General features: G+C 49.0%; 21 protein-coding genes and 1 riboswitch. Of the genes, 8 read left to right on the top strand and 13 right to left on the bottom strand.

Features of this window, described 5'->3' with window-relative positions:
- Nucleotides 1-21 precede the first annotated feature (21 nt).
- From PSI15_RS00545 to nudF, 6 genes are all read right to left on the bottom strand, one after another.
- Complete coding sequence (locus tag PSI15_RS00545; protein WP_045972626.1) at nt 22-756, bottom strand: 1-acylglycerol-3-phosphate O-acyltransferase; 735 nt, start codon at nt 754-756, stop codon at nt 22-24.
- Nucleotides 757-821: 65 nt separating this feature from the next.
- Nucleotides 822-3,089: a DNA topoisomerase IV subunit A gene (parC, locus tag PSI15_RS00550; protein ID WP_273581846.1), complete on the bottom strand. Its 2,268-nt coding sequence runs from the start codon at nt 3,087-3,089 to the stop codon at nt 822-824.
- Nucleotides 3,090-3,174: 85 nt separating this feature from the next.
- A complete protein-coding gene (gene parE, locus PSI15_RS00555; protein ID WP_273581847.1) occupies nt 3,175-5,070 on the bottom strand; it encodes a DNA topoisomerase IV subunit B in 1,896 nt (631 codons plus the stop codon).
- 73 nt (nt 5,071-5,143) lie between these two features.
- Complete coding sequence (gene yqiA, locus PSI15_RS00560) at nt 5,144-5,752, bottom strand: esterase YqiA (protein WP_273581848.1); 609 nt, start codon at nt 5,750-5,752, stop codon at nt 5,144-5,146.
- Nucleotides 5,752-6,594 (bottom strand): 3',5'-cyclic-AMP phosphodiesterase, encoded by an 843-nt coding sequence (gene cpdA, locus PSI15_RS00565; RefSeq protein WP_045972633.1) that lies wholly within the window; start codon nt 6,592-6,594, stop codon nt 5,752-5,754. Before cpdA ends, yqiA begins: the two co-directional genes overlap by 1 nt.
- 97 nt (nt 6,595-6,691) lie before the next feature.
- Nucleotides 6,692-7,333 (bottom strand): ADP-ribose diphosphatase, encoded by a 642-nt coding sequence (gene nudF, locus PSI15_RS00570; protein ID WP_273581849.1) that lies wholly within the window; start codon nt 7,331-7,333, stop codon nt 6,692-6,694.
- A 219-nt stretch (nt 7,334-7,552) separates the two neighbouring features.
- Between nudF and tolC the strand changes: the two genes are divergently transcribed.
- From tolC to PSI15_RS00585, 3 genes are all read left to right on the top strand, one after another.
- Entirely contained in the window at nt 7,553-8,917 is a 1,365-nt protein-coding gene (gene tolC / locus PSI15_RS00575; RefSeq protein WP_273581850.1) for an outer membrane channel protein TolC, read from the top strand.
- Between the two features lie 187 nt (nt 8,918-9,104).
- The gene (locus tag PSI15_RS00580) at nt 9,105-9,770 is read left to right on the top strand and encodes a DUF1190 family protein (RefSeq protein ID WP_273581870.1); all 666 of its coding nucleotides are present in this window, start codon (nt 9,105-9,107) and stop codon (nt 9,768-9,770) included.
- Between the two features lie 6 nt (nt 9,771-9,776).
- Nucleotides 9,777-10,937, top strand: coding sequence for a glutathionylspermidine synthase family protein (locus PSI15_RS00585; RefSeq protein ID WP_273581851.1), 1,161 nt, complete (start codon nt 9,777-9,779; stop codon nt 10,935-10,937).
- A 5-nt stretch (nt 10,938-10,942) separates the two neighbouring features.
- Here the strand turns inward: PSI15_RS00585 and ygiD are convergent, their stop codons facing one another.
- Complete coding sequence (gene ygiD, locus PSI15_RS00590) at nt 10,943-11,722, bottom strand: 4,5-DOPA dioxygenase extradiol (RefSeq protein WP_273581852.1); 780 nt, start codon at nt 11,720-11,722, stop codon at nt 10,943-10,945.
- 237 nt (nt 11,723-11,959) lie between these two features.
- Complete coding sequence (gene ribB / locus PSI15_RS00595; protein ID WP_273581853.1) at nt 11,960-12,613, bottom strand: 3,4-dihydroxy-2-butanone-4-phosphate synthase; 654 nt, start codon at nt 12,611-12,613, stop codon at nt 11,960-11,962.
- A 118-nt stretch (nt 12,614-12,731) separates the two neighbouring features.
- Nucleotides 12,732-12,920, bottom strand: a riboswitch (FMN riboswitch).
- Between the two features lie 179 nt (nt 12,921-13,099).
- On the opposite strand from ribB, the gene ubiK reads away from it, so the two are divergent.
- Entirely contained in the window at nt 13,100-13,375 is a 276-nt protein-coding gene (gene ubiK, locus PSI15_RS00600) for a ubiquinone biosynthesis accessory factor UbiK (protein ID WP_273581854.1), read from the top strand.
- Between the two features lie 83 nt (nt 13,376-13,458).
- Here ubiK and hldE read toward each other — a convergent pair whose 3' ends face one another.
- The 3 genes from hldE to PSI15_RS00615 form a co-directional block, all read right to left on the bottom strand.
- Complete coding sequence (gene hldE, locus PSI15_RS00605; protein ID WP_273581855.1) at nt 13,459-14,883, bottom strand: bifunctional D-glycero-beta-D-manno-heptose-7-phosphate kinase/D-glycero-beta-D-manno-heptose 1-phosphate adenylyltransferase HldE; 1,425 nt, start codon at nt 14,881-14,883, stop codon at nt 13,459-13,461.
- An 85-nt stretch (nt 14,884-14,968) separates the two neighbouring features.
- Nucleotides 14,969-17,821, bottom strand: coding sequence for a bifunctional [glutamate--ammonia ligase]-adenylyl-L-tyrosine phosphorylase/[glutamate--ammonia-ligase] adenylyltransferase (glnE, locus tag PSI15_RS00610; RefSeq protein ID WP_273581856.1), 2,853 nt, complete (start codon nt 17,819-17,821; stop codon nt 14,969-14,971).
- A 63-nt stretch (nt 17,822-17,884) separates the two neighbouring features.
- Nucleotides 17,885-18,868 (bottom strand): CYTH domain-containing protein, encoded by a 984-nt coding sequence (locus PSI15_RS00615; protein ID WP_273581857.1) that lies wholly within the window; start codon nt 18,866-18,868, stop codon nt 17,885-17,887.
- Between the two features lie 250 nt (nt 18,869-19,118).
- On the opposite strand from PSI15_RS00615, the gene PSI15_RS00620 reads away from it, so the two are divergent.
- Together PSI15_RS00620 and PSI15_RS00625 are read left to right on the top strand one after the other, a co-directional pair.
- Nucleotides 19,119-19,739, top strand: a complete 621-nt coding sequence (locus PSI15_RS00620) for a TIGR04211 family SH3 domain-containing protein (protein WP_045972654.1) — start codon at nt 19,119-19,121, stop codon at nt 19,737-19,739.
- 27 nt (nt 19,740-19,766) lie between these two features.
- A complete protein-coding gene (locus PSI15_RS00625) occupies nt 19,767-20,939 on the top strand; it encodes a multifunctional CCA addition/repair protein (RefSeq protein WP_273581858.1) in 1,173 nt (390 codons plus the stop codon).
- Between the two features lie 80 nt (nt 20,940-21,019).
- Here the strand turns inward: PSI15_RS00625 and folB are convergent, their stop codons facing one another.
- Complete coding sequence (gene folB / locus PSI15_RS00630) at nt 21,020-21,373, bottom strand: bifunctional dihydroneopterin aldolase/7,8-dihydroneopterin epimerase (protein WP_273581871.1); 354 nt, start codon at nt 21,371-21,373, stop codon at nt 21,020-21,022.
- Nucleotides 21,374-21,482: 109 nt separating this feature from the next.
- Between folB and plsY the strand changes: the two genes are divergently transcribed.
- The gene (gene plsY / locus PSI15_RS00635; RefSeq protein ID WP_273581859.1) at nt 21,483-22,142 is read left to right on the top strand and encodes a glycerol-3-phosphate 1-O-acyltransferase PlsY; all 660 of its coding nucleotides are present in this window, start codon (nt 21,483-21,485) and stop codon (nt 22,140-22,142) included.
- Between the two features lie 138 nt (nt 22,143-22,280).
- Here the strand turns inward: plsY and tsaD are convergent, their stop codons facing one another.
- Nucleotides 22,281-23,327, bottom strand: coding sequence for a tRNA (adenosine(37)-N6)-threonylcarbamoyltransferase complex transferase subunit TsaD (gene tsaD, locus PSI15_RS00640; RefSeq protein ID WP_273581860.1), 1,047 nt, complete (start codon nt 23,325-23,327; stop codon nt 22,281-22,283).
- A 445-nt stretch (nt 23,328-23,772) separates the two neighbouring features.
- On the opposite strand from tsaD, the gene rpsU reads away from it, so the two are divergent.
- Nucleotides 23,773-23,988 carry a 30S ribosomal protein S21 gene (gene rpsU / locus PSI15_RS00645; protein WP_001144069.1) on the top strand — a complete coding sequence of 72 codons (216 nt, stop codon included), beginning with the start codon at nt 23,773-23,775 and terminating at the stop codon, nt 23,986-23,988.
- Nucleotides 23,989-24,065: the final 77 nt, after the last annotated feature.

Genomic DNA, 24,065 nt, shown 5'->3' on the forward strand with positions numbered 1-24,065 from the left:
CAATCATATCGCTATCCTTATTCAGTTTCCACGCTTATTAAGTTCTTCAACTTCTTTATCCAATTCTTCAATCTTCGTTTGCATCATTTGTCGGCAGTGTTCTGCCAATTCACGCACCTGCTCTTTGGTATATTTCGAGGTATCAATCGGCGGCAACATTTCAACAATCACGGTGCCGTTATTCCAACGATTCAGTTTTATTTTATCGTGTGTTGAAGAGACACAGACGGGCACGATAGAGACACCAGCAGCAATGGCGGCATGAAAGGCGCCCGTTTTAAAAGGCATCAATCCACGGCCACGACTGCGAGTTCCTTCCGGGAACATCCAAACTGAAACCCGGTTTTTTTTGATCTGATCGACAACCTGTGAAATCGTGCCGTGGGCTTTCGTCCGATTATCCCTGTCGATCAAAATATTCCCTGTCAGCCAATAAAGCTGGCCAAAAAAGGGAATAAATACCAGACTTTTTTTGCCCACCGTGACGGTACGGGGTTGTACCGCATTCGACATGGTAATCATGTCGTAATTGTTTTGGTGATTGCCAATATAAATGCTTGGCCCGTATTCCTGAGCATCCGCCGGAATACGTTCCAGCAGCTTAATACCAAACACTTTATGCAATTTGCCAAACGCACGGCCAAAAGTCATCACATGGCTTGGATTACGTGGTCTGAACAAACAGTAGATACCTCCAAAAATAAAGAGCAGTATCGTAAACAGAATAACAATAATTCCCCGAATAATTGCTAGCATAGCGGCCTCTTACTGAAAGGCCAGCGTATGACACTGGCCTAAGATGATGATGAATACCTTTTATCCTACAATTTGTCGCTTAATGGTTTGGGCATCTCCACTTCAACCCGCTCAACACGCTGCAAGCCACGGGGCAGAGACGTTCCCTTACGCCCTCGTTCGGCCCTGAATTTCTGTAAATCTTCAGGGCGAAGCAGTAACTTGCGCTTGCCGAAGTAAAGCGTAATGGAAGATTGTGGCGGCAATACCAGTAACCAACTCAGCATATCTTCGCCCAATGCAGCCTGTGCAGCGGGGATGGATACAACCTTATTGCCCTTACCCTTGGAAAGCTGCGGCAAATCAGCGACCGGAAACATCAACATGCGACCCGCTTTGGTGATCGCGAGCAACATATCATCCTGTTCGCTGCTGATTTCCAATGGTTGCATTACTTTGGCATTTTCCGGCAACGTAATCATCGCCTTGCCCGCCCGGTTTTTGGCAATCAAATCACTGAAAGTACAGATAAAACCATATCCGGCATCCGATGCCATCAAGAATTTCTGTTCTTCTTTCGCCATCAGCAGATGTTCAACCGTTGCCCCGGCCGGCAATGCCAGTTTGCCCGTCAGCGGTTCGCCCTGCCCTCTGGCCGATGGCAAGTCGAGCGGATCAACGGAATAACTGCGCCCGGTGGTATCAATAAAGACCACGGGCTGGTTACTTTTGCCACGCGTCGCACTGCGGAAGCTGTCACCCGATTTGTAATTCAGGCCAGCCGGATCAATCTCGTGCCCTTTCGCACTGCGTACCCAACCCATTTCTGACATGATGACGGTGATCGGCTCTGATGGCAGGATGTCATGATCGCTCATGGCTTTCGCTTCTGTGCGCTCTTTCAATGGCGAGCGACGCTCATCACCGTAGCTTTCTGCATCGGCAATAATCTCTTTTTTCAGTAACGTGTTTAACTTACGCTCAGAACCCAAGATCGCTTGAAGTTTGTCACGCTCTTTCGCCAGTTCATCCTGCTCACCACGGATTTTGACTTCTTCCAGTTTTGCCAAGTGGCGCAATTTCAGTTCAAGAATCGCTTCTGCCTGCGTTTCGGTTAAGCCGAAACGCTGCATCAATACCGGTTTCGGTTCATCTTCATGGCGAATAATCTGGATGACTTCATCAATATTCAGATAGGCCGCCAGCAAACCTTCCAGAATATGCAGGCGCTTAAGCACTTTTTCCAGGCGATGATTCAGGCGATTACGTACCGTTTCGCGACGGAAAACCAGCCATTCACTGAGGATCTCAACCAAGCCTTTGACCGCAGGACGGTTATCCAAACCGATCATGTTGAGATTCACGCGATAGCTTTTTTCCAGATCCGTGGTGGCAAACAGGTGATTCATCACTTGTTCGACATCCACGCGGTTCGTGCGTGGCACAATCACCAGACGGGTTGGGTTTTCGTGATCAGATTCGTCACGCAGATCCTCCACCATCGGCAATTTCTTCGCCCGCATTTGGCTGGCAATTTGCTCCAAGACCTTCGCGCCGGAGACTTGGTGAGGCAAGGCCGTGATCACGACATTACCTTCTTCTTTCGACCACACTGCCCGCATCCGCACGGAACCACGGCCATTTTTGTAGATTTTGCGGATATCTTCTTTTGGCGTGATGATCTCCGCTTCTGTGGGATAATCCGGCCCTTTGACGTATTCCATGGCCTCATCCAGCGAGAGATCCGGCTTATCCAGCATGGCAATCAGTGCATTCACTATTTCACGGGCATTGTGGGGCGGGATATCGGTCGCCATCCCCACGGCAATGCCGGTGGTGCCGTTCAGCAGGATATTGGGCAGGCGGGCAGGCAAGCACTTAGGCTCCTGCAAGGTTCCATCAAAGTTGGGCATCCAATCGACGGTGCCTTGCCCCAACTCGCTCAGCAACAATTCCGCATACTTGGATAAGCGGGATTCGGTGTAACGCATCGCCGCAAAGGATTTGGGATCATCCGGCGCGCCCCAGTTACCTTGCCCATCCACCAATGGATAGCGGTATGAGAAAGGCTGCGCCATCAAAACCATCGCTTCATAACAGGCCCCGTCGCCATGCGGATGGTACTTACCAAGCACATCACCGACAGTACGGGCAGATTTTTTAAATTTGGCACTGCTGCTCAGGCCAAGTTCTGACATCGCATAGACAATACGACGCTGAACGGGCTTTAAGCCATCACCGATAAACGGCAACGCCCTGTCCATGATCACGTACATGGAGTAATTCAAATAAGCGTTTTCAGTGAACGTGTGCAGCGGTTGACGCTCCACACCGTCGTGAGTTATCTCACTCATGTATTCATTTCCTCAGAATCTGTATTGACTACCTGTGCGCTATCTTTCTGTTTATGCACACAATTTTATGCACTAAATGCATGCATTAAACTTCGATATCGATGGAATCGCCCTTCTCTTGCAGCCAATTGCGGCGATCTTCTGAGCGTTTTTTCGCCAATAGCATATCCATGACCGAGAGGGTTTCTTGATAATTTTCATCGTCGATAGTCAATTGCACCAGACGGCGAGTGTTAGGATCTAGCGTGGTTTCGCGCAACTGTATTGGGTTCATTTCACCCAATCCCTTAAAGCGCTGAACGTTCGGTTTGCCCCGCTTGCGGCTCAAACGATCCAGTATGGCGCTTTTTTCGCCTTCATCCAGCGCATAATGCACTTCTTTGCCGAGGTCGATACGATACAGTGGCGGCATGGCCATATAGACATGCCCGCGTTTCACCAGTGTCGGGAAGTGACGGACAAACAGGGCGCACAGCAGTGTTGCGATGTGCAATCCATCGGAATCGGCGTCCGCCAGGATGCAGATTTTACCGTAGCGCAGTTGGCTTAAATCGTCGCTATCCGGATCGATGCCAATCGCAACGGAGATATCATGCACTTCCTGCGAAGCCAGCACTTCGTCCGAAGAGACTTCCCAGGTATTCAGGATTTTTCCACGCAGTGGCATGATCGCCTGAAATTCACGATCACGGGCTTGCTTCGCAGAACCGCCGGCGGAATCCCCTTCCACCAAAAACAGTTCGGTCACATTGAGATCCTGCACCGTACAGTCGGCCAATTTTCCCGGCAAGGCGGGGCCATTGGTCAGCTTTTTGCGTACCACTTTCTTCGCCGCACGCATTCTGCGCTGCGCACTGGCGATCGCCATTTCCGCCAGTTGCTCCGCATCCTGAATGTGCTGGTTCAGCCACAAGCTGAACGCATCTTTCACCACGCCGGAAACGAACGCCGCCGACTGGCGGGAAGAGAGCCGTTCTTTGGTTTGGCCGGCAAATTGCGGATCTTGCATTTTGAGGGACAACACATAAGCACAGCGATCCCAGATATCATCAGCGGAGAGTTTCACCCCACGCGGCAATATATTGCGGAATTCACAGAATTCACGCATGGCATCCAGCAGACCTTGACGCAAGCCGTTAACATGGGTTCCGCCCTGTACTGTTGGGATCAGGTTAACGTAACTTTCCGTCAATAATTCTCCGCCTTCCGGCAGCCAGAGCAATGCCCAATCGACCGCTTCGGTATCCCCGCTAAATGCCCCGACAAAAGGGGCTTGTGGCAAAGTTACCAGCCCGTTGACGGCTTCCAGCAGATAATCGGTCAGCCCGTCGGCATAACACCATTTCTGCTCGGTCTCATTCAGTTTGTCCTTAAAAACAATTTCAACGCCCGGACACAGTACCGCCTTGGCTTTCAGCAAATGCGTCAAGCGGGTGGCAGAAAAACGGGGAATATCGAAATAGCTTTCATCCGGCCAGAAATGGACACTTGTGCCGGTGTTGCGTTTTCCACAACTGCCGATGATTTCCAGTTCTTGCACTTTCTCGCCATGTTCGAAGGCGATCTGGTGTACCTGACTGTGACGGCGAACCGTCACTTCCACGCGCCTGGACAGGGCGTTGACCACGGAGATCCCCACCCCATGCAGGCCACCAGAAAATTGGTAATTTTTATTGGAGAATTTTCCGCCCGCATGCAGGCGGGTCAAAATCAGTTCTACAGCCGAAACTTTTTCTTCAGGATGGATATCAACCGGCATACCACGGCCATCATCTATCACTTCCAGAGACTGATCGCTGTGAAGGATTACTTCAATATGCTTCGCGTGACCAGCCAGAGCTTCGTCCACGCTGTTATCGATCACTTCCTGTGCCAGATGGTTCGGGCGGGCTGTATCCGTATACATTCCGGGACGACGACGAACTGGCTCCAGGCCACTGAGGACTTCAATGGCCTCTGCGTTGTAACTAGATTGAGTCATGTTGTAATTCTGTCGGTTGCTTCGTTATTAGAGGGCCAATCAGTATTGATATACTGTAGATAATACCAGTCGCTTACCTATTTTTGGCAATTTTTTTACTATTGCCACGGGTTAGCCCCAAGAAGTCGATGATTTGAGGGAAATAATATTCGAAGCCAACAAAAGCATGATTCCCGCCAGATTCAACCGTCTGCCGGCACGGCATCAGGTAAGCAACGGCTTGACGGTAATCGAGCACTTCATCCCCGGTTTGCTGCAATAACCAGATAAGATCAGGGGATTCCAGCGGGTCAATGTGCATCACTTTGAGATCATGTATGTGGCTTGGTTCGAGAGTATAGCGCTCTTTGGTATAGGGATTCACATTTTCCCCAAGATAATTCTGAAGCAAGTCGAAAGGACGTACCGCAGGATTGACGACCACCGCGGGTAAACCAAAGCACTGGGAAAGCCAGATCGCCAGATAACCGCCCAGAGAAGAACCCACCAGCCCGATATTTTCACCGGCATGTTCCATCACGAGTTCTTCCAGTAAGATGGCCGCCTCTTCGGGATAAGGGGGTAATTGCGGCACCAGCATGTTAATGTCAGGATGCTGCTGGTGCAACCACGTTTTCAGCGCGTTCGCTTTCGCTGATTGCGGTGAGCTATTGAAACCGTGTAAATAAAATAACGTCGACATTAATACCCGTCCGAATCTAAATCCGGGCAAAATTCGTTACTCTTTAGCCTGTGAACCTGTGTCTGCAATTTCGCTTCTTGATGATTGCCAGTCACAGCCAGTTCGAGATAACGCCATCCCGGAGCCACTGTATCAAGCATAAAATTAGTACAATGCGGCTTAAATTGCACACAGGTTGATGGGGTTGCCATCACACGAATGCCGTGCCACATTTCATCAACTTCTTGATGGATGTGCCCACACAGTATGGCTTTCACCTGTGTTTTGCCTTTCAGGCATTCTGATAATTCGGGAGCATTACGCAAACTGTGCTGATCCAGCCATGTGCACCCAGACGGCAGCGGATGGTGGTGAAGCATAATAATCGTCTGGCGCTCACTGTGCTCATTCAGGCATTTTTTCATCCACTCAAGCTGATAATCCGTCAATTCGCCGTGGGGAACACCCTGTACCTGACTGTCCAGCATAATTAACTGCCAATGCTGCCCGATAAATATTTGCTTGGAAGGTGAAATACCTGCGGCTGCCAACGTGTCAACCATCGCGGGTTGATAATCATGATTACCGGGCAACCAAACACAAGGTGCGGGCAAACGGGCAATGCCCTCAGCAAAATGTTGGTAAGCATTGATAGTCTGATCTTGTACCAAGTCACCAGTCGCAACGATCAAATCAATTGCGGGATTTTGCGCTAAGATCGCGTCCAATACCGCATGATAACTGCGATAGGTATTGACGCCCAACAGTGAATCGCCTTTATTGGCAAAAAGGTGCGTATCGGTGATTTGCAATATTCTGGCTGTGGCACCCTCTGCCACAGGGATTTCAAGCAGGCTTTCCAAAAGGTTTCCTTTTCCTGTCGATCATAAGGATTATTTTAACGTGTCTTGATGCAAAAGATCTGCTGGCTGGGGCACACTTCCCGTTTTCCAACGTGAATTAGTCATGATTCCCTAACCACGTTTGCTTAAGTTTTTCATGGTGCAATGCCAGCCACTGTATTGCAATAACGGAAGCCGCATTATCGATCATTCCCGCTTCTACCCATTGATAAGCCTGTTCGCGGCTCACAACCAAAACGCGAATATCTTCATGTTCACCTTCCAGCCCATGAACCCCTGACGCAGTAGTCGCATCAACTTCACCGACAAAAATATGCATACGTTCAGTTGTCCCTCCGGGGCTGGAAAGGTAACTCAGTGCAGGTTGGCAGCGCTTAACTTCAATCCCGGCTTCTTCCACGGCTTCGCGACGGACAACCTGTTCAGCGTTTTCCCCCTCTTCGATCATGCCGGCAACCACTTCCAGCAACCACGGCGTCTGGCTGGTTTCTATTGCCGGAATACGGATTTGTTCAATCAAAACAACTTCATCACGCACCGGATCATAAGGCAATAAAACACCGGCATGACCCCGTTCAAACACTTCACGTTTAATGGTTTCACTCCAGCCACCCCGAAATAAACGGTGCCTGAATTGATATTCCGTCATTTTAAAAAAACCGCGATAAAGTGTTTTTCGGGACAGAATTTCTACATCTTGTTGAGCAAACGTACATGGAACGGCAAGATCTTTAGACATAAAATCTCCTGATTTTTTTAAAAAATTTCCTATTATTAAAAGGTATTTTTCCGCATTGATCTAAATAAATTCATTTTGATGATACAAACAAGCTGAAAAATGAGGCAATATGGCACAAACAGCCACCCTACCCTGTTGGCATTCTCTGCTAGAATCTGGGGTATTCGTTTTTATGCAGAGGCAACCGTAAGCAAAGTAGCTGCACAACAAGGAACGCAAATGAAAAAATTGCTCTCTCTTTTTATCGCTATCAATCTGGTAGGTTTTAGTACTTCAAGCTATGCAGCTGATCTACTCCAGATTTATCAGCAGGCGAAAGAAACCAATCCCGAATTACTTAAGGCACAAGCTGATCGCAATTCCGTGGTTGAAAAGATTAATGAGGCTCGAAGTACTTTATTGCCCCAATTGGGTCTGAGTGCGGGCGTGAGTTATGGCAAAGGCTTTCGTGACAGCAAAGGTAGCGAATCTCATGGCACCAATGCAGGCTTACAGTTGACCCAAACCCTCTTCGATATGGCAAAATGGAACCGGCTGAGCCAATCTGAGAAAAGTGCAGGGATTGCCGATATCAATTACCAGACCGCCCAACAGAAATTAATACTGGCTGCCGCCCAAGCCTATTTTGACGTTCTGAGTAAAATTGATGCCCTGACGTATACGGAAGCGCAAAAAGCGTCACTGTACCGCCAGTTGGATCAAACCACTCAACGCTTTAATGTCGGTCTGGTTGCCATTACTGACGTGCAAAATGCCCGCGCCCAATACGATTCCATTCTGGCTACTGAAGTTTCTGATCGAAATAAACTGGACAACGCACTGGAAAAACTGCGTCAGATTACGGGTGCTTACTACCCACAACTGGCCGCCCTGAATATTGACCAGTTCAGAACCCAACAACCTGAACCGGCTGATACCGCACTGAAAGAAGCCGAAGCCCGTAACCTGAGCTTGCTGTCAGCCCGCTTAACCCAAGATTTAAGACGCGAGCAAATCAAAGAGTCACAGACTGGCTATATGCCAACGATTGGCTTAACCGCTAGCACAGGGATCATGAATAGCCATCAACGCGGAATTGAACGAGGAGATAAATACACCGGAGATAATTCCGTTAAATTATCTCTGGATTTGCCGCTGTTTAATGGTGGCGCGACCTACTCTCAGGTCGAGCAGGCAAAATATAATTTCGTCAGCGCCAGTCAGGATTTGGAAAGCACTTATCGCAAGGTAATACAAGACGTGCATTCCAATACCAATGATATCTCTGCCGCTATCAGTAGTGTTGAAGCCAACAAACAGGCTGTGCTCTCCGCACAAAGTTCACTGGATTCAATGGAAGCCGGTTATCAGGTCGGAACCCGCACTATCGTTGATGTGCTGGAAGCCACAACCAAGCTATATCAAGCCAAGCAAAACTTATCTAAAGCCCGTTATGATTACCTGCTGGCCCAGTTAAATATTCAGCAAGCCCGTGGCACACTGAATGAAAACGATTTGATCGCATTAAACAAAATGTTGGGGGCACAGATCTCAACCTCGGCCAGCAATATTATTAAAGAGATGAAAACGCCATCAGTTCGCTGATTTAATGCCCTATCGTTCTCGTCTGAAAAACGTTATATTAAAAACGCTATACTAATAAAAGAAGGCAGCCCGCCGATTGTGTGGGCTGCTTTTTAGCACATCCTGAGCACCACTCCCATTGGGTAAGATAAATGGGGAATGCTCTTAATCTTAATCAGATACCCTCAAGATGGATGCCCCTATGACAATGAAACGGACAAAAGAGATAAACCGCGATTCTTTCCGCAAAACCTGGCGAAGCTATCGCCTGACACCTGTCGCGCTTGCTGTCAGTGCTGTTTTTATGCTTTCTGCCTGTGAACAGAGCGATGAAACGGTATCACTCTATACCAATGCCGATGAGTGCTCTCAGGCGAATCCTTCTCAAAGTGAACAATGCAAGACGGCCTACAACAACGCCCTGAAAGAAGCGGAAAAAACCGCACCAAAATATGCGACTCGCGAAGAGTGTGTGGCTGAATTCGGTGAACAGCAATGTACTCAACCCCCGGCTCAAGCAGGCGTCGGTCAGGCTCAAAACAGCAGCGGCAGTTTTTGGATGCCTTTGATGGCGGGTTATATGATGGGACGCTTAATGGGCGGCAGCTCGGCACCCTCACAACCGCTGTTCACATCAAATTCAGCCTCCAGCCCGGCTAACGGCAAATTTGTTGATGCGACCGGTAAAAGCTATGGCCCCGCCACCGCAGGTGGACGCAGCATGACCGTCCCCAAAACGGCAATGGCGCCAAAACCCGCCACCACAACTACGATTACCCGTGGTGGGTTCGGTGAATCCGTAGCGAAGCAATCTGCCATGCAGCGTTCGTCTGCCGGCTCAAGTTCCCATTCTTCCCGCTCGATGGGTGGTTAATCAAAGATGAAACGCATTAGTATTACCGAGCGCCCGGATTGGCGCGAAAAAGCAACAGAGTTTGGTTTCAATTTTCACACCATGTACGATCAGCCTTACTGGAGTGAAGAAGCCTATTACCAGTTCACCCTGAACCAGATTGAAGAAATCGAAGAGGCAACGGCAGAACTGCACCAAATGTGTTTGCAGGTCGTGGAAAAAGTGGTCGATAGCGAAGAGCTGCTGACCCAATTCCAGATCCCCAAGCACTGTTGGGAGTTTATCCGCTCTTCATGGGTCACCAGCCAACCTTCGCTCTATTCCCGCCTGGATTTAGCCTATGATGGCAAAAATCCACCCAAGTTGCTGGAAAACAACGCCGATACGCCAACGTCACTGTATGAATCCGCTTTCTTTCAGTGGATCTGGCTGGAAGACCAGATCAATGCAGGCAATCTGCCCGCCCATGCGGATCAATTCAACAGCCTGCAAGAAAAGCTGATTGAGCGTTTTGCCCAGTTACGTGAAAGTCATGGATTTGGCCTGCTGCACATGGCCTGCTGTCAGGATAGTGAAGAAGATCGTGGCACCATCCAATATTTGCAGGATTGTGCTGCGGAAGCCGGTATCCCGACTGAGTTCCTGTTTATTGAGGATATCGGGCTGGGTGAGAAAGGGCAGTTTACTGATGTGCAGGATCAGGTGATCAGCAATCTGTTCAAACTGTATCCGTGGGAATTTATGCTGCGGGAAATGTTCTCCACCAAACTGGCGGATGCCGGTGTCCGTTGGCTGGAGCCTGCATGGAAAAGCATTATCTCCAACAAGGCGCTGCTGCCCATGTTGTGGAAAATGTTCCCCAACCATCCTAACCTGCTGCCGGCCTATTTTGCGGATGAACGCCCTTCCGACATGAATAGCTATGTCCTTAAGCCGCTGTTCTCCCGTGAAGGTGCCAATATTCGCATTATTGAAAACGGCCGTGAAGTCGCCAGTGCGGATGGCCCTTATGGGGAAGAAGGCATGATCGTTCAACAGTTCCATGCCTTGCCGAAATTTGAGAATAACTATGCGCTGATCGGGAGTTGGTTGATGAATGATCAAGCTGCGGGTATCTGTATCCGTGAAGACCGTGAGTTGATTACCCAAGATCTGTCACGTTTCTACCCGCATATTATTTTGGATTAATTCAATTAACCAACCTGAATCGATAACATACTTAAGGAGCCGTCTTCAATGCCTTCAACAGGGGTTGAAATCGGCTCTTCTTTATTCCATGTCCCTATCACATACAATAATGGCAGAAAATGTTCTGGCGTTGGGTTAGACAATTGACCATCTTCCCTGTCCAACGCCTTAAACAGGGGATGAGGATTTTCCCGGCTGGTCAAACTTTCACGTACAAACTGCTCAAACGAGCGTGCCCAGGGAAAAGGTTCTGCCCCCAGTTTTTCGGCCGACAAGTTATGGACAATATTGCCACTGCCTATGATTAAGACGCCTTCATCCCGCAATAAAGCTAATTTTTTGCCTATTTCATAATGAAAAGCAGCCGGTTGATTGCGATCCATGCTCAATTGGACAACGGGAATATCAGCATCAGGATACATTTTTGCCAATATTCCCCAAGATCCATGATCCAATCCCCATTGTTCAAAATCCGTCTCGACCGCTATCGCCGGTTCAAGAATATCCTGTACCAATACCGCCAGCCCCGGAAAACCTTTGGCTGGATACTGTTTTTCATGCAACTCTTCGGGAAAGCGGCCAAAATCGTGGATAGTTCTGGGCTGTGCCATCGCCGTCACGGCTGTACCCTTCGTGTACCAGTGCGCAGAAATCACAAGGATCGCCTTTGGTCTGGGTAATTTCTTCCCCAGTTCAAACCAAGCACGTGAGTAATCGTTATCTTCAATGGCATTCATTGGGCTGCCATGACCAATGAACAGAGCAGGCATTCTCAGGAGACTCATTTTCGCCCCTTATTACAGCAAATTGAACATTTCAAATGATGAATTGTGGATGATGATAAAAGAATTATGACAAGATTCAGACCTTCCTTCCTTGAATATCGTCAATCAAAAAATGATGGAGGGTGTCAGAAATGCTGAAAGGCCACAGGGTGTGGGCTGTAGCCTCTCAAAGTGCATGCGTAGGGTCTCACCGTATTGTGTGATATTTCAATCGGCAAAAGCGAATGGGAAAGCCCATCAGCTCGCTGCTTTTGCCATTTTTAAGCGATAATCCACCAGATCTTCAATCGTGACGACCGGCATATCATGCTGTTTCGCGAATTCAATCACTTGTGGGGCGCGAGCCATTGAACCATCGTCATTGGTCAACTCACACAGCACGCCGGCTGGCTTGAAACCCGCCATTCTGACCAAATCAATGGTCGCCTCAGTATGACCACGACGAGTCAAAACGCCTCCCGATTGCGCACGCAGCGGAAAAACGTGCCCAGGCCGATTGAGATCGCTCGGTTGCGCATCATCGGCAATGGCAGCCTGAATGGTGGTGATGCGATCTGCCGCAGACACCCCCGTTGTCACGCCTTGCGCCGCTTCGATGGTGATGGTGAAAGCCGTTTGGTACTGGCTGGAATTGTTTTCCACCATCATGGGCAATTTTAACTGCTGACGGCGCTCTTCGGTCAAACAAAGGCAGACAATACCACTGCCGTGGCGGATAGTCAGCGCCATTTGCTCGACCGTCATCGTTTCAGCGGCGAAAATCATATCACCTTCATTTTCCCGATTTTCGTCATCCAGTACCATCACGCCCCGACCCGCACGCAAAGCAGCAAGCGCGCGTTCAACACGTTCAAATGGCGTTCCATATGAGGAAAGTAGCGTCTGATTCATGGTAAAGAAACCTCTTTAAATGTATGGGTTACCAGAATCAGGGCAATTTTGAGGAGTTCGTGCTGCGCAAAAATACGGCAACAAAAACAACAGACGAGTGCAGGCACTCGATTGATGCTGTTATTCTCTCCCATCCGGACTATCACCGTCGGCTCCAGAATCACACTGGATCTGCTGACCTCTGTTTTATCCCCGCTGATTTCTCTTCAAGGATAATGACAAACAGAGCGCTCGCGGGCTGCATAAAATGATCACGCTATTTTATGTTACCGCCGGTAGGGACTTTCACCCTGCCCTGAGATAAACGGTTTCACTATAGCGTTAATAAACCGCGGGGGCAATCAACAAAATCAAATAGGAAAGCTGGATCTCAATCAGTTATGCTTTCACCATGAGATATTAAAATGGCGTCAATACCGTTATGCTATAAAACATTCGCTATAAAACGCGCCATAAAAAAATTACGTTATATAAAGGATGATCATCATGCTCGATCCAAAGAAAATTGAACAAATTGCCCGCCAGCTCCACAACGCCATGCCAAAAGGCGTCAAAGAATTTGGCGATGATGTAGAAAAAAAATTGCGTACCGTTCTGCAATCCCAGTTGAGTAAGTTGGATTTGGTTAACCGCGAAGAATTTGATGTTCAGACCCAAGTCTTGTTGCGCACCCGTGAAAAATTGGCGGCAATGGAACAACGCCTGACTGAATTGGAAGCGCGCCTCGAAGAAGCAGACAAAAAAGGCCAGCAAGCTGAATAATCATGATGTGAGAGATTAATGGGAATGGTGTGAGGAGATTGCCGCTATGCTCGCAAAAAGCATAACGGCATAGGCTGCCGACGTTACTGGCGCTGAATGGTTTTGATGATATTCGTCGTTGAAATACCCTCTTCGAAGTTCAATACCTTAACTTCTCCCCCCGCAGCCCAGACTTCTTCGCTACCGGCGATTTCTGCTGGCTGATAATCACCGCCCTTAACCAAAATATCCGGCAGGATACCTGCGATTAGGCGCTGTGGTGTATCTTCTTCAAAGGCCACCACCCAATCCACCGATTCCAGCGCCGACAACACGATCATGCGCTGTTCCAGCGGATTCACCGGACGGGTTTCCCCTTTCAGGCGCTTGGTGGAAGCATCACTATTGACAGCAACAATCAAACGATCACCCAATTTGCGCGCGTTAGACAGATAAGAAACGTGCCCCGCATGGAGGATGTCAAAACAACCATTCGTCATGACAATACGCTCACCCCGCTGGCGCGCCTGTGCAACGACGTCTTTCAGCTTGGCTTCACTCATGGCGCCAAATCCGGTTTCTGCACGCCCACGCACGGCATTTTCCAGTTCAACCGACGAAACCGTGGACGTTCCCAGCTTACCAACCACCACACCGGCTGCCGCATTAGCGAGGTAACAGGCTTCGTTCAGCGGCTTGCCAGCGGCTAATGCCGTTGCCAATACCCCAATCACGGTATCTCCGGCACCGGTAACATCAAACACTTCCTGCGCCTGAGTCGGCAAATGCAAAGGCGGCTGCCCAACCCGCAATAGGCTCATTCCCCGTTCAGAACGGGTGATCAATAGCGCTTGCAACTGCAAATCCTGCACCAGCTTCGTGCCTTTCTGCACTAAATCATCATCATCCTTGCAGTGCCCGACAACCGCCTCAAACTCTGACATATTTGGCGTCAGCAACGTTGCACCGCGATAGCGGTTAAAATCACTGCCTTTGGGATCGATAAGCACCGGGACATTGGCTTCATTAGCAAGCTGGATCATCGCCTGAATCTGGCTTAACGCACCCTTGGCGTAATCCGACAGCACCAACGCGCCGATATGAGGCAGGGATTGCTGAATTTTTTCCAGCATCGGCTGGGCATCCACATTCTGGAAGCCTTCTTCAAAGTCCAGACGCAGCAATTGCTGATTACGCGATAAAACGCGCAGTTTTGTAATGGTTGGATGCGTTGGGACAGAAACAAAATCACACCGGACTTTCACACTACTCAGTTTGTCACTCAATGCCCGCGCGGCATCATCAATGCCGGTCAAACCAATCAAATGTGAATTCGCACCCAAGGAAGCAATATTCATGGCGACGTTAGCGGCTCCGCCGGGACGCTCTTCTATGGTTTCTACCTTAACCACCGGCACCGGGGCTTCCGGCGAAATGCGGCTGGTTGGGCCGTACCAGTAGCGATCTAACATCACATCGCCAACCACTAAAACACCTGCGCGGTGAAAATCAGGGAGTGTTACTTTCATCCCATGCTCCAAATATCAGAAATAAACTGTTGCGGATATTACCATAACCGAACTCAGTACCCGATCATTGATACACTAAGATCACTTATGCCTTAAGGTCGCTTTCTAACCACTTTTGCCAGCTATCACGCACAAAGGTTTGTTGTTGGCGGAAATGTCCGGCTTCAACCCGGCTGGATAACGTTTGCAACGCTAAACGGTGCAATTCATCACGCAGGGTAATATACGCCTGCGTCAACGCCATCGCCTCCTGTTCATCCATAATATGATGCTGCGCCATGAGTTCGAAAATGCGCACATTATCAGACCAGCGAGTTAGCTTAGGATTTTCTGGCGCATAACGCAGCACCTGATACTGGGCAATAAATTCAATATCGGTGATCCCGCCCGGATCCGCTTTGATATCAAATTGATTTGGTTGATGACTTCCCAAGTGCTGATACATTTTTTCCCGCATCTCGCGCACTTGTTGGCGCAAAAGATCGGGATCGCGGGGAAGGCATAATGTTTCACGGCGGATGCGTTCAAAATCATGGCGCATTTTCTCATCCCCAAACACCATGCGCGCACGAATCAGCGCCTGATGTTCCCAAGTCCACGCGTCATTTTTCTGGTAATCATCAAAGGCTTCAAGGGTACTGACCAACATACCCGCTTCACCGGATGGCCGCAAACGCGCGTCAACGTCATACAAGACGCCCGATGCCGTTCGGGTACTGAACAAATGAATGATGCGTTGGGCAAGGCGCAAATAAAATTGGCGAGCTTCAATGGAACGTGCACCGTCCGTCATTACCCCCATTGGGCAATCCAGCAAGAACACCAGATCCAAATCAGAGCCGTAACCGAGTTCCCAGCCCCCCAATTTGCCATAACCAATAATGGCAAATCCCAATCCCTGCCGTTGGGATAAGTGAGCCGGTGCGCCATAGCGTTTTGTCATTTGGTTCCACGCCAGCCGCACCACCGCTTCAATAATGGCCTCCGCCAGATAAGTCAGGTGATCACTCACTTTCATCACAGGCAAGACGCCGGCAATGTCTTCGGCGGCAATCCGCAACAGTTGGGCCTGCTTAAATTGGCGTAATGCCTCCAGCAATTGTTCTTCATCATCCTCAGGAATACGCAGCAGATATTGATAAAGCTCATCGCGATAAGCCTCTATCGGCAACGGTTGATACAGCGATTTGGGATCAAGCAGCTCATCCAGCAGCAAGGGATGGCCGGCAAGCTGGCTGGCGATCATCGGAGAAGCCGCACAGAGCCGGATAACATGTATCATGACCAGTTCGGATTCCAGTATCAGTTCCAGATAGGTCGTGCGGCTGACGATACTGAGCAACAGGGAAATAATCCGTTCCAACACAATATCCGCCTCTTTCCACACACCAATTTTTGCCAACAGGCGCGGCATCAACTGATCCAGCACATCCCTGCCCCGCGGGCCAATGGTGCGCTTACTGACGTCCTGACGGAAAAGCGCCATAACATCCAGTATCTTCCGGGCTTTTGCGTCATCAAGATGAGGGATCAATACGATGAGTTCATCTGTGGTTAAAGTTTCCTGCCATAAGCTCTTAAACGGGACATGGCCGGCTTCCTCGCTATTTTCCTCAGTTTCATCACCGATCAACTGTTGGAAAATACCCCGCACCACCCGCATTTTGCGTTCGGTTTCGGCCATCAATTCATCCCAATCAGCAAAATTCATGCCCCAAGCGAGACGGGCACGATCCAGCGCGTTATCGGGTAAGGTTTGCGTTTGTTGGTCACGAATAGATTGCAGCAGGTTTTCAAGCCGGCGTAAAAACAGGTAACTCTCTTCCAATTGCTGCAAGGGTTCCGCCGGCAATAAATCCAAATCGCCAATCGCTTTCAAGGTCGGCAACAAGGCGCGGGCTTGTAGACTTGGCTCCCTTCCCCCGCGAATAAGCTGGAACACCTGAGTAATAAACTCAATTTCCCGAATGCCGCCGGCACCCAATTTAATATTCTCTTTTAATCCCCGGCGACGGACTTCCCGTTCAATCATGCCTTTCATATTGCGCAAGGATTGAATGGCGCTGAAATCGATATAACGCCGGAAAACAAACGGCCGCAACATCTGGCGCAATTCCTGACAATAAGCCTGATCATCATTGCCCAGAATGCGCGCTTTCACCAGCGCATAACGCTCCCAGTCACGCCCTTGTTCCTGATAATAATCTTCCAATGCCGGAAAACTAAACACCAACGGCCCACTGTCACCAAACGGACGCAATCTCATATCAACACGATAAACAAATCCGTCTACGGTTTGTTGATCCAGTGTCTTAATTAACTTCTGCCCCAACCGGGTAAAGAACTGCGAATTATCCATTTCCCGACGCCCGCCTTGTGTGACGCCGTTTTCTGGATAAGCAAAAATCAGGTCAATATCAGAGGAAAAATTAAGCTCTCCGCCACCCAATTTTCCCATGCCCAAAATCAGCAGCGGCTGTGCCACACCCTCACTATTGGTCGGTGTCCCCCAATCCCGGCAACATCGCAGATAAAGCCAATCACGGGCGGCGATAATCAAGGTTTCCGCCAACTGACTTAATTGCTGCAATGTTTGTGCTGTGGTACTGCTTTGCAATGCCTGTGACCATGCAATCCTGACCAGCATCCGATGGCGGAAAAGGCGTAAACTGCGCATCAAATCATTTTCATCGTTGACCGCCAGCAGCGTTTGTTTTAGCCAATCGGAATAATGTTGCCACTCTTCCGCATGTGGGGGATGCTGGCGGATCTCCTCCAGCCATGCAGGATGCGATAACAGGTTTTCTGCCACAAATTCACTCAATGACAGTACAACCTGCTCATCAGGTGAAAAAGGGGTGATTATTTCCTCTAATAATGGGAGATTGGCAAGGATATGCTGTAATTGTCGGGTTAAGGGCGGTGAAAGTGGCAGCATGACAGGGATTCCTTAATGACCGTTTTCTAGTGATTTTTTAACCGATGTTCGATAACGAAAGAGTTATCGGGACTGATCCAGCAGCCACTGCATTAACGCCAGCTTACATTGCAACCAGGAAGCGCTATAAGACACGTTTTCAGCCCCTGAACCGCTCATGGATAAGGCGGCCTTTAATTCCGGCAATAAATCAGCGAGTAAATCCAATACCGGCAAACGTTCAGCCTGTTTTTCAATCAACGTTATTATCCACTGAAAAACCTGCGCCAATCCGGTCTTACCTTCCGGCAAACCCGCCAGCCACCCTTCTTCCTGCTCCTGCCATTGCGTCAAAATTTCAGGCAGAAGCACAGACAATGGTTGCTGCCAATCCAACTCCTCCGGGATTTTGGGTAATGCCATTTTGGGTAACGCATCGTGTAACACACCATAAACCAGCGCATATCCTCGTGCCGCCTTGCTTTTATTGGCTAAACGCAGGCCATTTTGTGAGGCCAGTTGGTTCGCCAACGACAGGATATCGGCCACGTTGCCCTGTTTGAGTTCCAGCTCAAATTCACAAATCGGCGCAGCCTGATCCCCTGATTTTTTATTGCCAGAAAAAATCGTTCCCTGATCCAGCACGACTTCAATTTCGCTTTCGCCATAAGTGATAAGCCATTTTTCACGGTTAAAATCGGTGCTGAATAATGCGGTCAATTGGGTCTGGAGCTGCACAAGGTCGGTATTTTCAGGCCAGATAGCGTTGGGAAACCGGGTTAAATCTAATTCAGGCTGCGGCAAAGGGACGTTGAATTCAGGGCGCTGATGTAATCCTCCCATCACTTTACCCGCGGTTTTGATGGTCATCTCATAGTGCTCGTTGCAACCACGGATACGCAACCCCATATCCCAACGCCGCAATTGGTTATCCGGCGTCTCAAAATAGCTATTCGTCAGGTGCTGGGGTGAAGTGTAATCATGAGGAAACTGAAATAACTGCTGGCGAACTGCCGGTATCGCATCAGGCTGCACGGACAGTTTCAATTCAATTTCTACAGAACTCATATTTTTTATCCCTCAATTGATCTCACAGAAGAGAAAAATAAACCACAATAGGGTGTTAGCTCAACCAACATCACATTCACTTCGCCAAAAAACCCACCAACAGGGCCTGTATTCGGTCTGTTGATATCGCATTCATTCTGGTTTACTGATTGCACCTATAAACTTAACTCTTTACTATCCTTTAGGTAGTTTAAATTACGATTAGTCCACACTCGATTGATCCATACACTAAAGAACAGTTGAACACAGAATGCAAAAACTACATCGATTATTTATCTTGTTATTGAGTTTTACTCTTCCATTATCCGTACACGCTGAAGAAAAACGCTATGTTTCCGATGAGCTATCCGCTTACATCCGTAGCGGCCCAAGCATTAAAAACCGTATTATTGGTTCACTGAATGCCGGTGAAGAGGTCACTTTAATCAGCCCTAGATCAGATAATGGTTTCTTGCAAATTCAAGACCAAAAAGGGCGGACAAGCTGGATACTCGCAAGCGAACTCAGCGCCATTCCAAGCCTGCGTGAACGTCTTCCCGCAATGGAACAGGAGATAAAAACGCTGACTGGGAAGCTGGCCACCATTGACGATCAGTGGAATAAACGTACCGCTGAGTTGCAAAACAAAGTGGCAACCAGCGATAAAGCCATTAACGATCTGAAAAAAGAAAATGCCCAGCTCCAGAGTAAATTAACTGTGGCTGAGAAAAAGGTCGAAGCGGCCAACTTACAGTTGGATGATAAACAAAGAGCGATCATCTTGCAGTGGTTTGCTTATGGCGGCGGGGTTGCGGGGATCGGCCTGATTTTAGGGCTTATACTGCCACATATTATCCCTCGCCGTAAAAATAAAGATCGTTGGATGAGCTGATTTCAGGAACAAGGAAAGGAAGTAAGCGTGAAAGTCTATTTGGTTGGCGGCGCAGTGCGCGATCAATTGTTGGGTTTGCCTATCACCGAACGGGATTGGGTTGTCGTCGGAAGTCACCCAGAAGAGTTAATTTCTCAGGGATACCAACAGGTTGGCAAGGATTTTCCGGTTTTCCTGCATCCTAAGACCCATGAAGAGTATGCGCTGGCTCGCACCGAAAGAAAATCCGGTCAGGGATATACCGGTTTTAGCTGTTATGCCGCTCCCGATGTGACGCTGGAAGAAGATCTGTTGCGCCGTGATCTAACGATTAACGCCATTGCACAAACGCCTGACGGTGAATTAATCGATCCTTATCATGGTGCTAATGATCTCAAAAATCGCCTGTTGCGCCATGTCTCCTCTGCGTTTACAGAAGATCCGTTGCGGGTGCTGCGTTTGGCGCGTTTTGCAGCTCGCTTTGCCCATCTAGGCTTTTCCATTGCACCAGAAACGCAGGCACTCATTACAGAAATGGCCGCCAGTGGTGAATTGTCCTCATTGACCCCTGAGCGCGTTTGGCGGGAAACTGAAAAGGCGCTCACCTCACCATCACCACAGGTCTACTTTCAGGTTCTGCGTGATTGCGGGGCATTGGCGCTACTCTTTCCTGAGATCGATAATCTGTTTGGCACACCTCTGCCTGAACATGACCCGCCTGAACAGGACGCCGGGCTTCATGCGCTACACGTTTTGCAACTATCGGCTCAATTGAGTGAAGAGACCGACATTCGTTTTGCCTCACTATGTAGCCACGTCGAAATGAGTGCACTGAAACAGATGTGCGAACGGCTGCGCATTCCCAACTCAGCCCGCGACTTAGCCACGATGGTGACGCAATACCACGGCTGGGTGCATAGCGCAGAACAATTGTCACCAGAAGCCCTGCTGACCCTATTTAATGCCGTGGATACCTGGCGCAAGCCACAACGCATTGAACAACTGATTACCTGTAGTGAAGCAGACCATTGTGGGTACGCCGGAGAGGAAACTGCATTCTACCCACAAGCGGGTTATTTACGTGAAGTGTTTGCCATTGCCCGTCAAGTCAGCGTGCAAGACGTCATTGCCCGTGGATTTCAGGGGGCGGAAATTCGCACCGAACTGGAACGCCAGCGGCACATGGCCATCGCAGACTGGAAACGGCAATTGATTGATTAACTTCATCAATCAATTTAGCGTCCCAAATGATTAATCAAATTGGGACGCTTTTCCATGCAGCCAGCCAATAAAGCGACCAACTAACCCGCACTCCGCTCAATGACGACGCCTACGCTTTTAGCGTGTGCGACCGCACCGGGTTTACTGACTTTCACCCTGACCCAAGGTGAATGAAATTGGTTTAGCAAAATATCGGCCACTTCTTCGGCAACCCGTTCGACCAGCGCAAAACATTGCCCTGACAGATGATGAATAATCTCTTCACTCACCTTGGCATAATCCAGACAGTGCTCCACATTATCACTGGAAGAAGCGCGTTTGTTGTCCCATCCCATTTCGATATCGAGCACTAATTTCTGCTTAATGGTCTGTTCCCAGTCATAAACACCAATCGTGGTAATCACGGTTAATTCTTCAATAAATACGATATCCATCACGACCTTTTCCCCGTTTTTCAGTTCGCCAGATACCACTTCCGACGAAATATGCGTATTATCCATTGTTAGACTTAAGAAAACGACCCTTATTCATTGGAGATATCTTATGAGTGCAATCGCGCTTGGCATGATCATCTTCGCGTATTTATGTGGCTCTATATCCAGCGCGATATTGATCTGCCGTTTGGCAGGGCTTCCCAACCCCCGTCAGCATGGTTCCGGCAACCCAGGGGCAACGAATGTACTGCGCATCGGCGGTAAGTGGGCTGCATTGGCCGTACTGGTTTGTGATGTTTTAAAAGGGCTGATACCGGTTTGGCTGGCATACAAACTCAACATTTCCCCATTTTATTTAGGCATTATCGCTATTGCTGCCTGTCTGGGGCATATTTATCCCATCTTCTTCCATTTCAAGGGAGGAAAGGGGGTTGCCACCGCTTTTGGTGCCATTGCCGCCATCGGTTGGGATCTGATGGGGTTAGTCGCCGGAACATGGTTACTCACGGTGCTGTTAAGCGGCTACTCATCATTGGGCGCCATCGTCAGCGCACTCATCGCCCCTTTCTATGTCTGGTGGTTCAAACCTGAATTCACGTTTCCCGTTGCCATGCTGTCATGTCTGGTGCTGGTACGCCATCACGATAATATTCAACGCCTGTGGCGAGGGCAGGAAAGCCGCATCTGGCAGAAATTGAAAAAGAAACAGGAAATGACGGATAAAGAGAAAATTCAAGAAACTAAAGAACAAGAACAGCAAGAAGACTAAACCGGATAGCCGCCAATAAACAGCTCAGCTTTATGCACGCTGTAAAAATGGCGGCCGCTCTTAAGGGAATGCGCACGAGGGTGCTTGTGCGTATTCCCTATGCGGATAACAGCCCATCTCAAACCGCGTGCTTTTTCATCATTTTTGCAGGGTTTGCAAAGCAGGAAGATCCGCCAGCGGCCAACGGGCTTTCACCGTTACGCCTAATTCACCGGCAGTGCCGCCTTGCAAACGGATCATGCCGGCCAGTGCGATCATGGCCCCGTTATCAGTACAGAATTCAGGTCGGGCATAGAAGACTTCGCCTCCCTGCTTTTCCATCACTTCCTGCATCTTGCTACGTAATGTGCGGTTTGCACTCACGCCACCCGCCATCACCAAGCGCTTGAATCCCGTCTGTTGCAACGCTCGCTTACACTTAATCGCCAACGTATCCACCACTGCATCTTCAAATGCGCGGGCAATATCCGCCTTGGTTTGCTCATCCTCAGCGACATCATGACCATGAATATTATTGCGGATCGTATTCGCGGCGAACGTTTTCAGGCCGGAGAAACTGAAATCCAGCCCCGGACGATCGGTCATCGGACGCGGGAAGACAAAACGCCCTGCCTTGCCCTGTTGCGCCATGCGGGAAAGCAATGGCCCGCCCGGATAATCCAAACCAAGCAGTTTGGCTGTCTTGTCAAAAGCCTCACCTGCGGCATCATCAATGGATTCACCCAACAAGGTGTATTCACCAATACCTGTCACGCTAATAAGCTGGGTATGACCGCCTGAAACCAGTAAGGCAACAAAGGGAAACTCAGGGCTGTTTTCTTCCAGCATCGGTGCCAACAAATGGCCTTCCATATGATGCACGGGAATCGCCGGTACACCCCACGCAAATGCCAGTGAACGCCCGATGGTGGCCCCAACCAGCAATGCACCAACCAATCCCGGCCCTGCAGTGTAAGCAACTGCATCAATGTCTTGACTCGTCAGGCCCGCTTCTTGCAAAGCCGCCTGAATTAAAGGAACCGTTTTACGAATGTGGTCACGGGACGCCAGTTCAGGCACGACACCGCCATAATCAGCATGCAGCTTGACCTGACTGTACAATTGATTGGCTAGCAGACCGGTTTTGTCGTCATAAATTGCGATTCCGGTTTCATCGCAGGACGTTTCTATACCTAAAACTCGCATTGCACTATATTGTCTCGTTGTTTGGTCACTATAACATTCGTATCACTTCCAGCGGGCGTCAGTGTAACACTATCTATGTTCCATTATCTATTGATGAACCGCTATGTTGATGTCCCTTTGCCCGTTTAAATCCCCTGTCGACAATCACTCGCCATATCAACATTCTTACCTTTGAGTCAATTACAGACTGGCTATTTTTTCTGTTTAGTCTATAATCAATCCCCTACTTGAATATCCTGTGTGGTTAATGTTAATAACGTCAATCTCAGATTGCTGATCTTACTGTACGAAAAAAAGCAGTCTGTAACCCGTGGCGTTATCGGTTTCAATTTTCCTCGGCACTTTACAAAGCCGTGTTCATTGAAGTAAAATTCCGCACCATTTTAAAGACGGCTGGCACTATCGCGCCAGCGACAAACCCGATTTCTATTGAGGTGAGAGGCACATGCCAGTAATTAAAGTACGTGAAAACGAGCCATTTGATGTAGCACTGCGTCGCTTTAAGCGTTCTTGCGAGAAAGCAGGCGTATTAGCAGAAGTTCGTCGTCGTGAGTTCTATGAAAAACCAACGACTGAGCGCAAACGCGCTAAAGCTTCTGCTGTTAAGCGTCATGCTAAGAAGCTGGCTCGTGAAAACGCACGCCGCACTCGTTTGTACTAATCTTCGCGGCCAGTCCGCTTAGTGGTTGTATTAACAAACTACTGCAGTTAAAGGCCGTGCTTTCCCAAAGGAAGCGC

It is taken from the genome of Xenorhabdus sp. PR6a (assembly GCF_028599065.1).
In the GTDB taxonomy this organism is placed as follows: Bacteria; Pseudomonadota; Gammaproteobacteria; order Enterobacterales; family Enterobacteriaceae; genus Xenorhabdus; species Xenorhabdus doucetiae.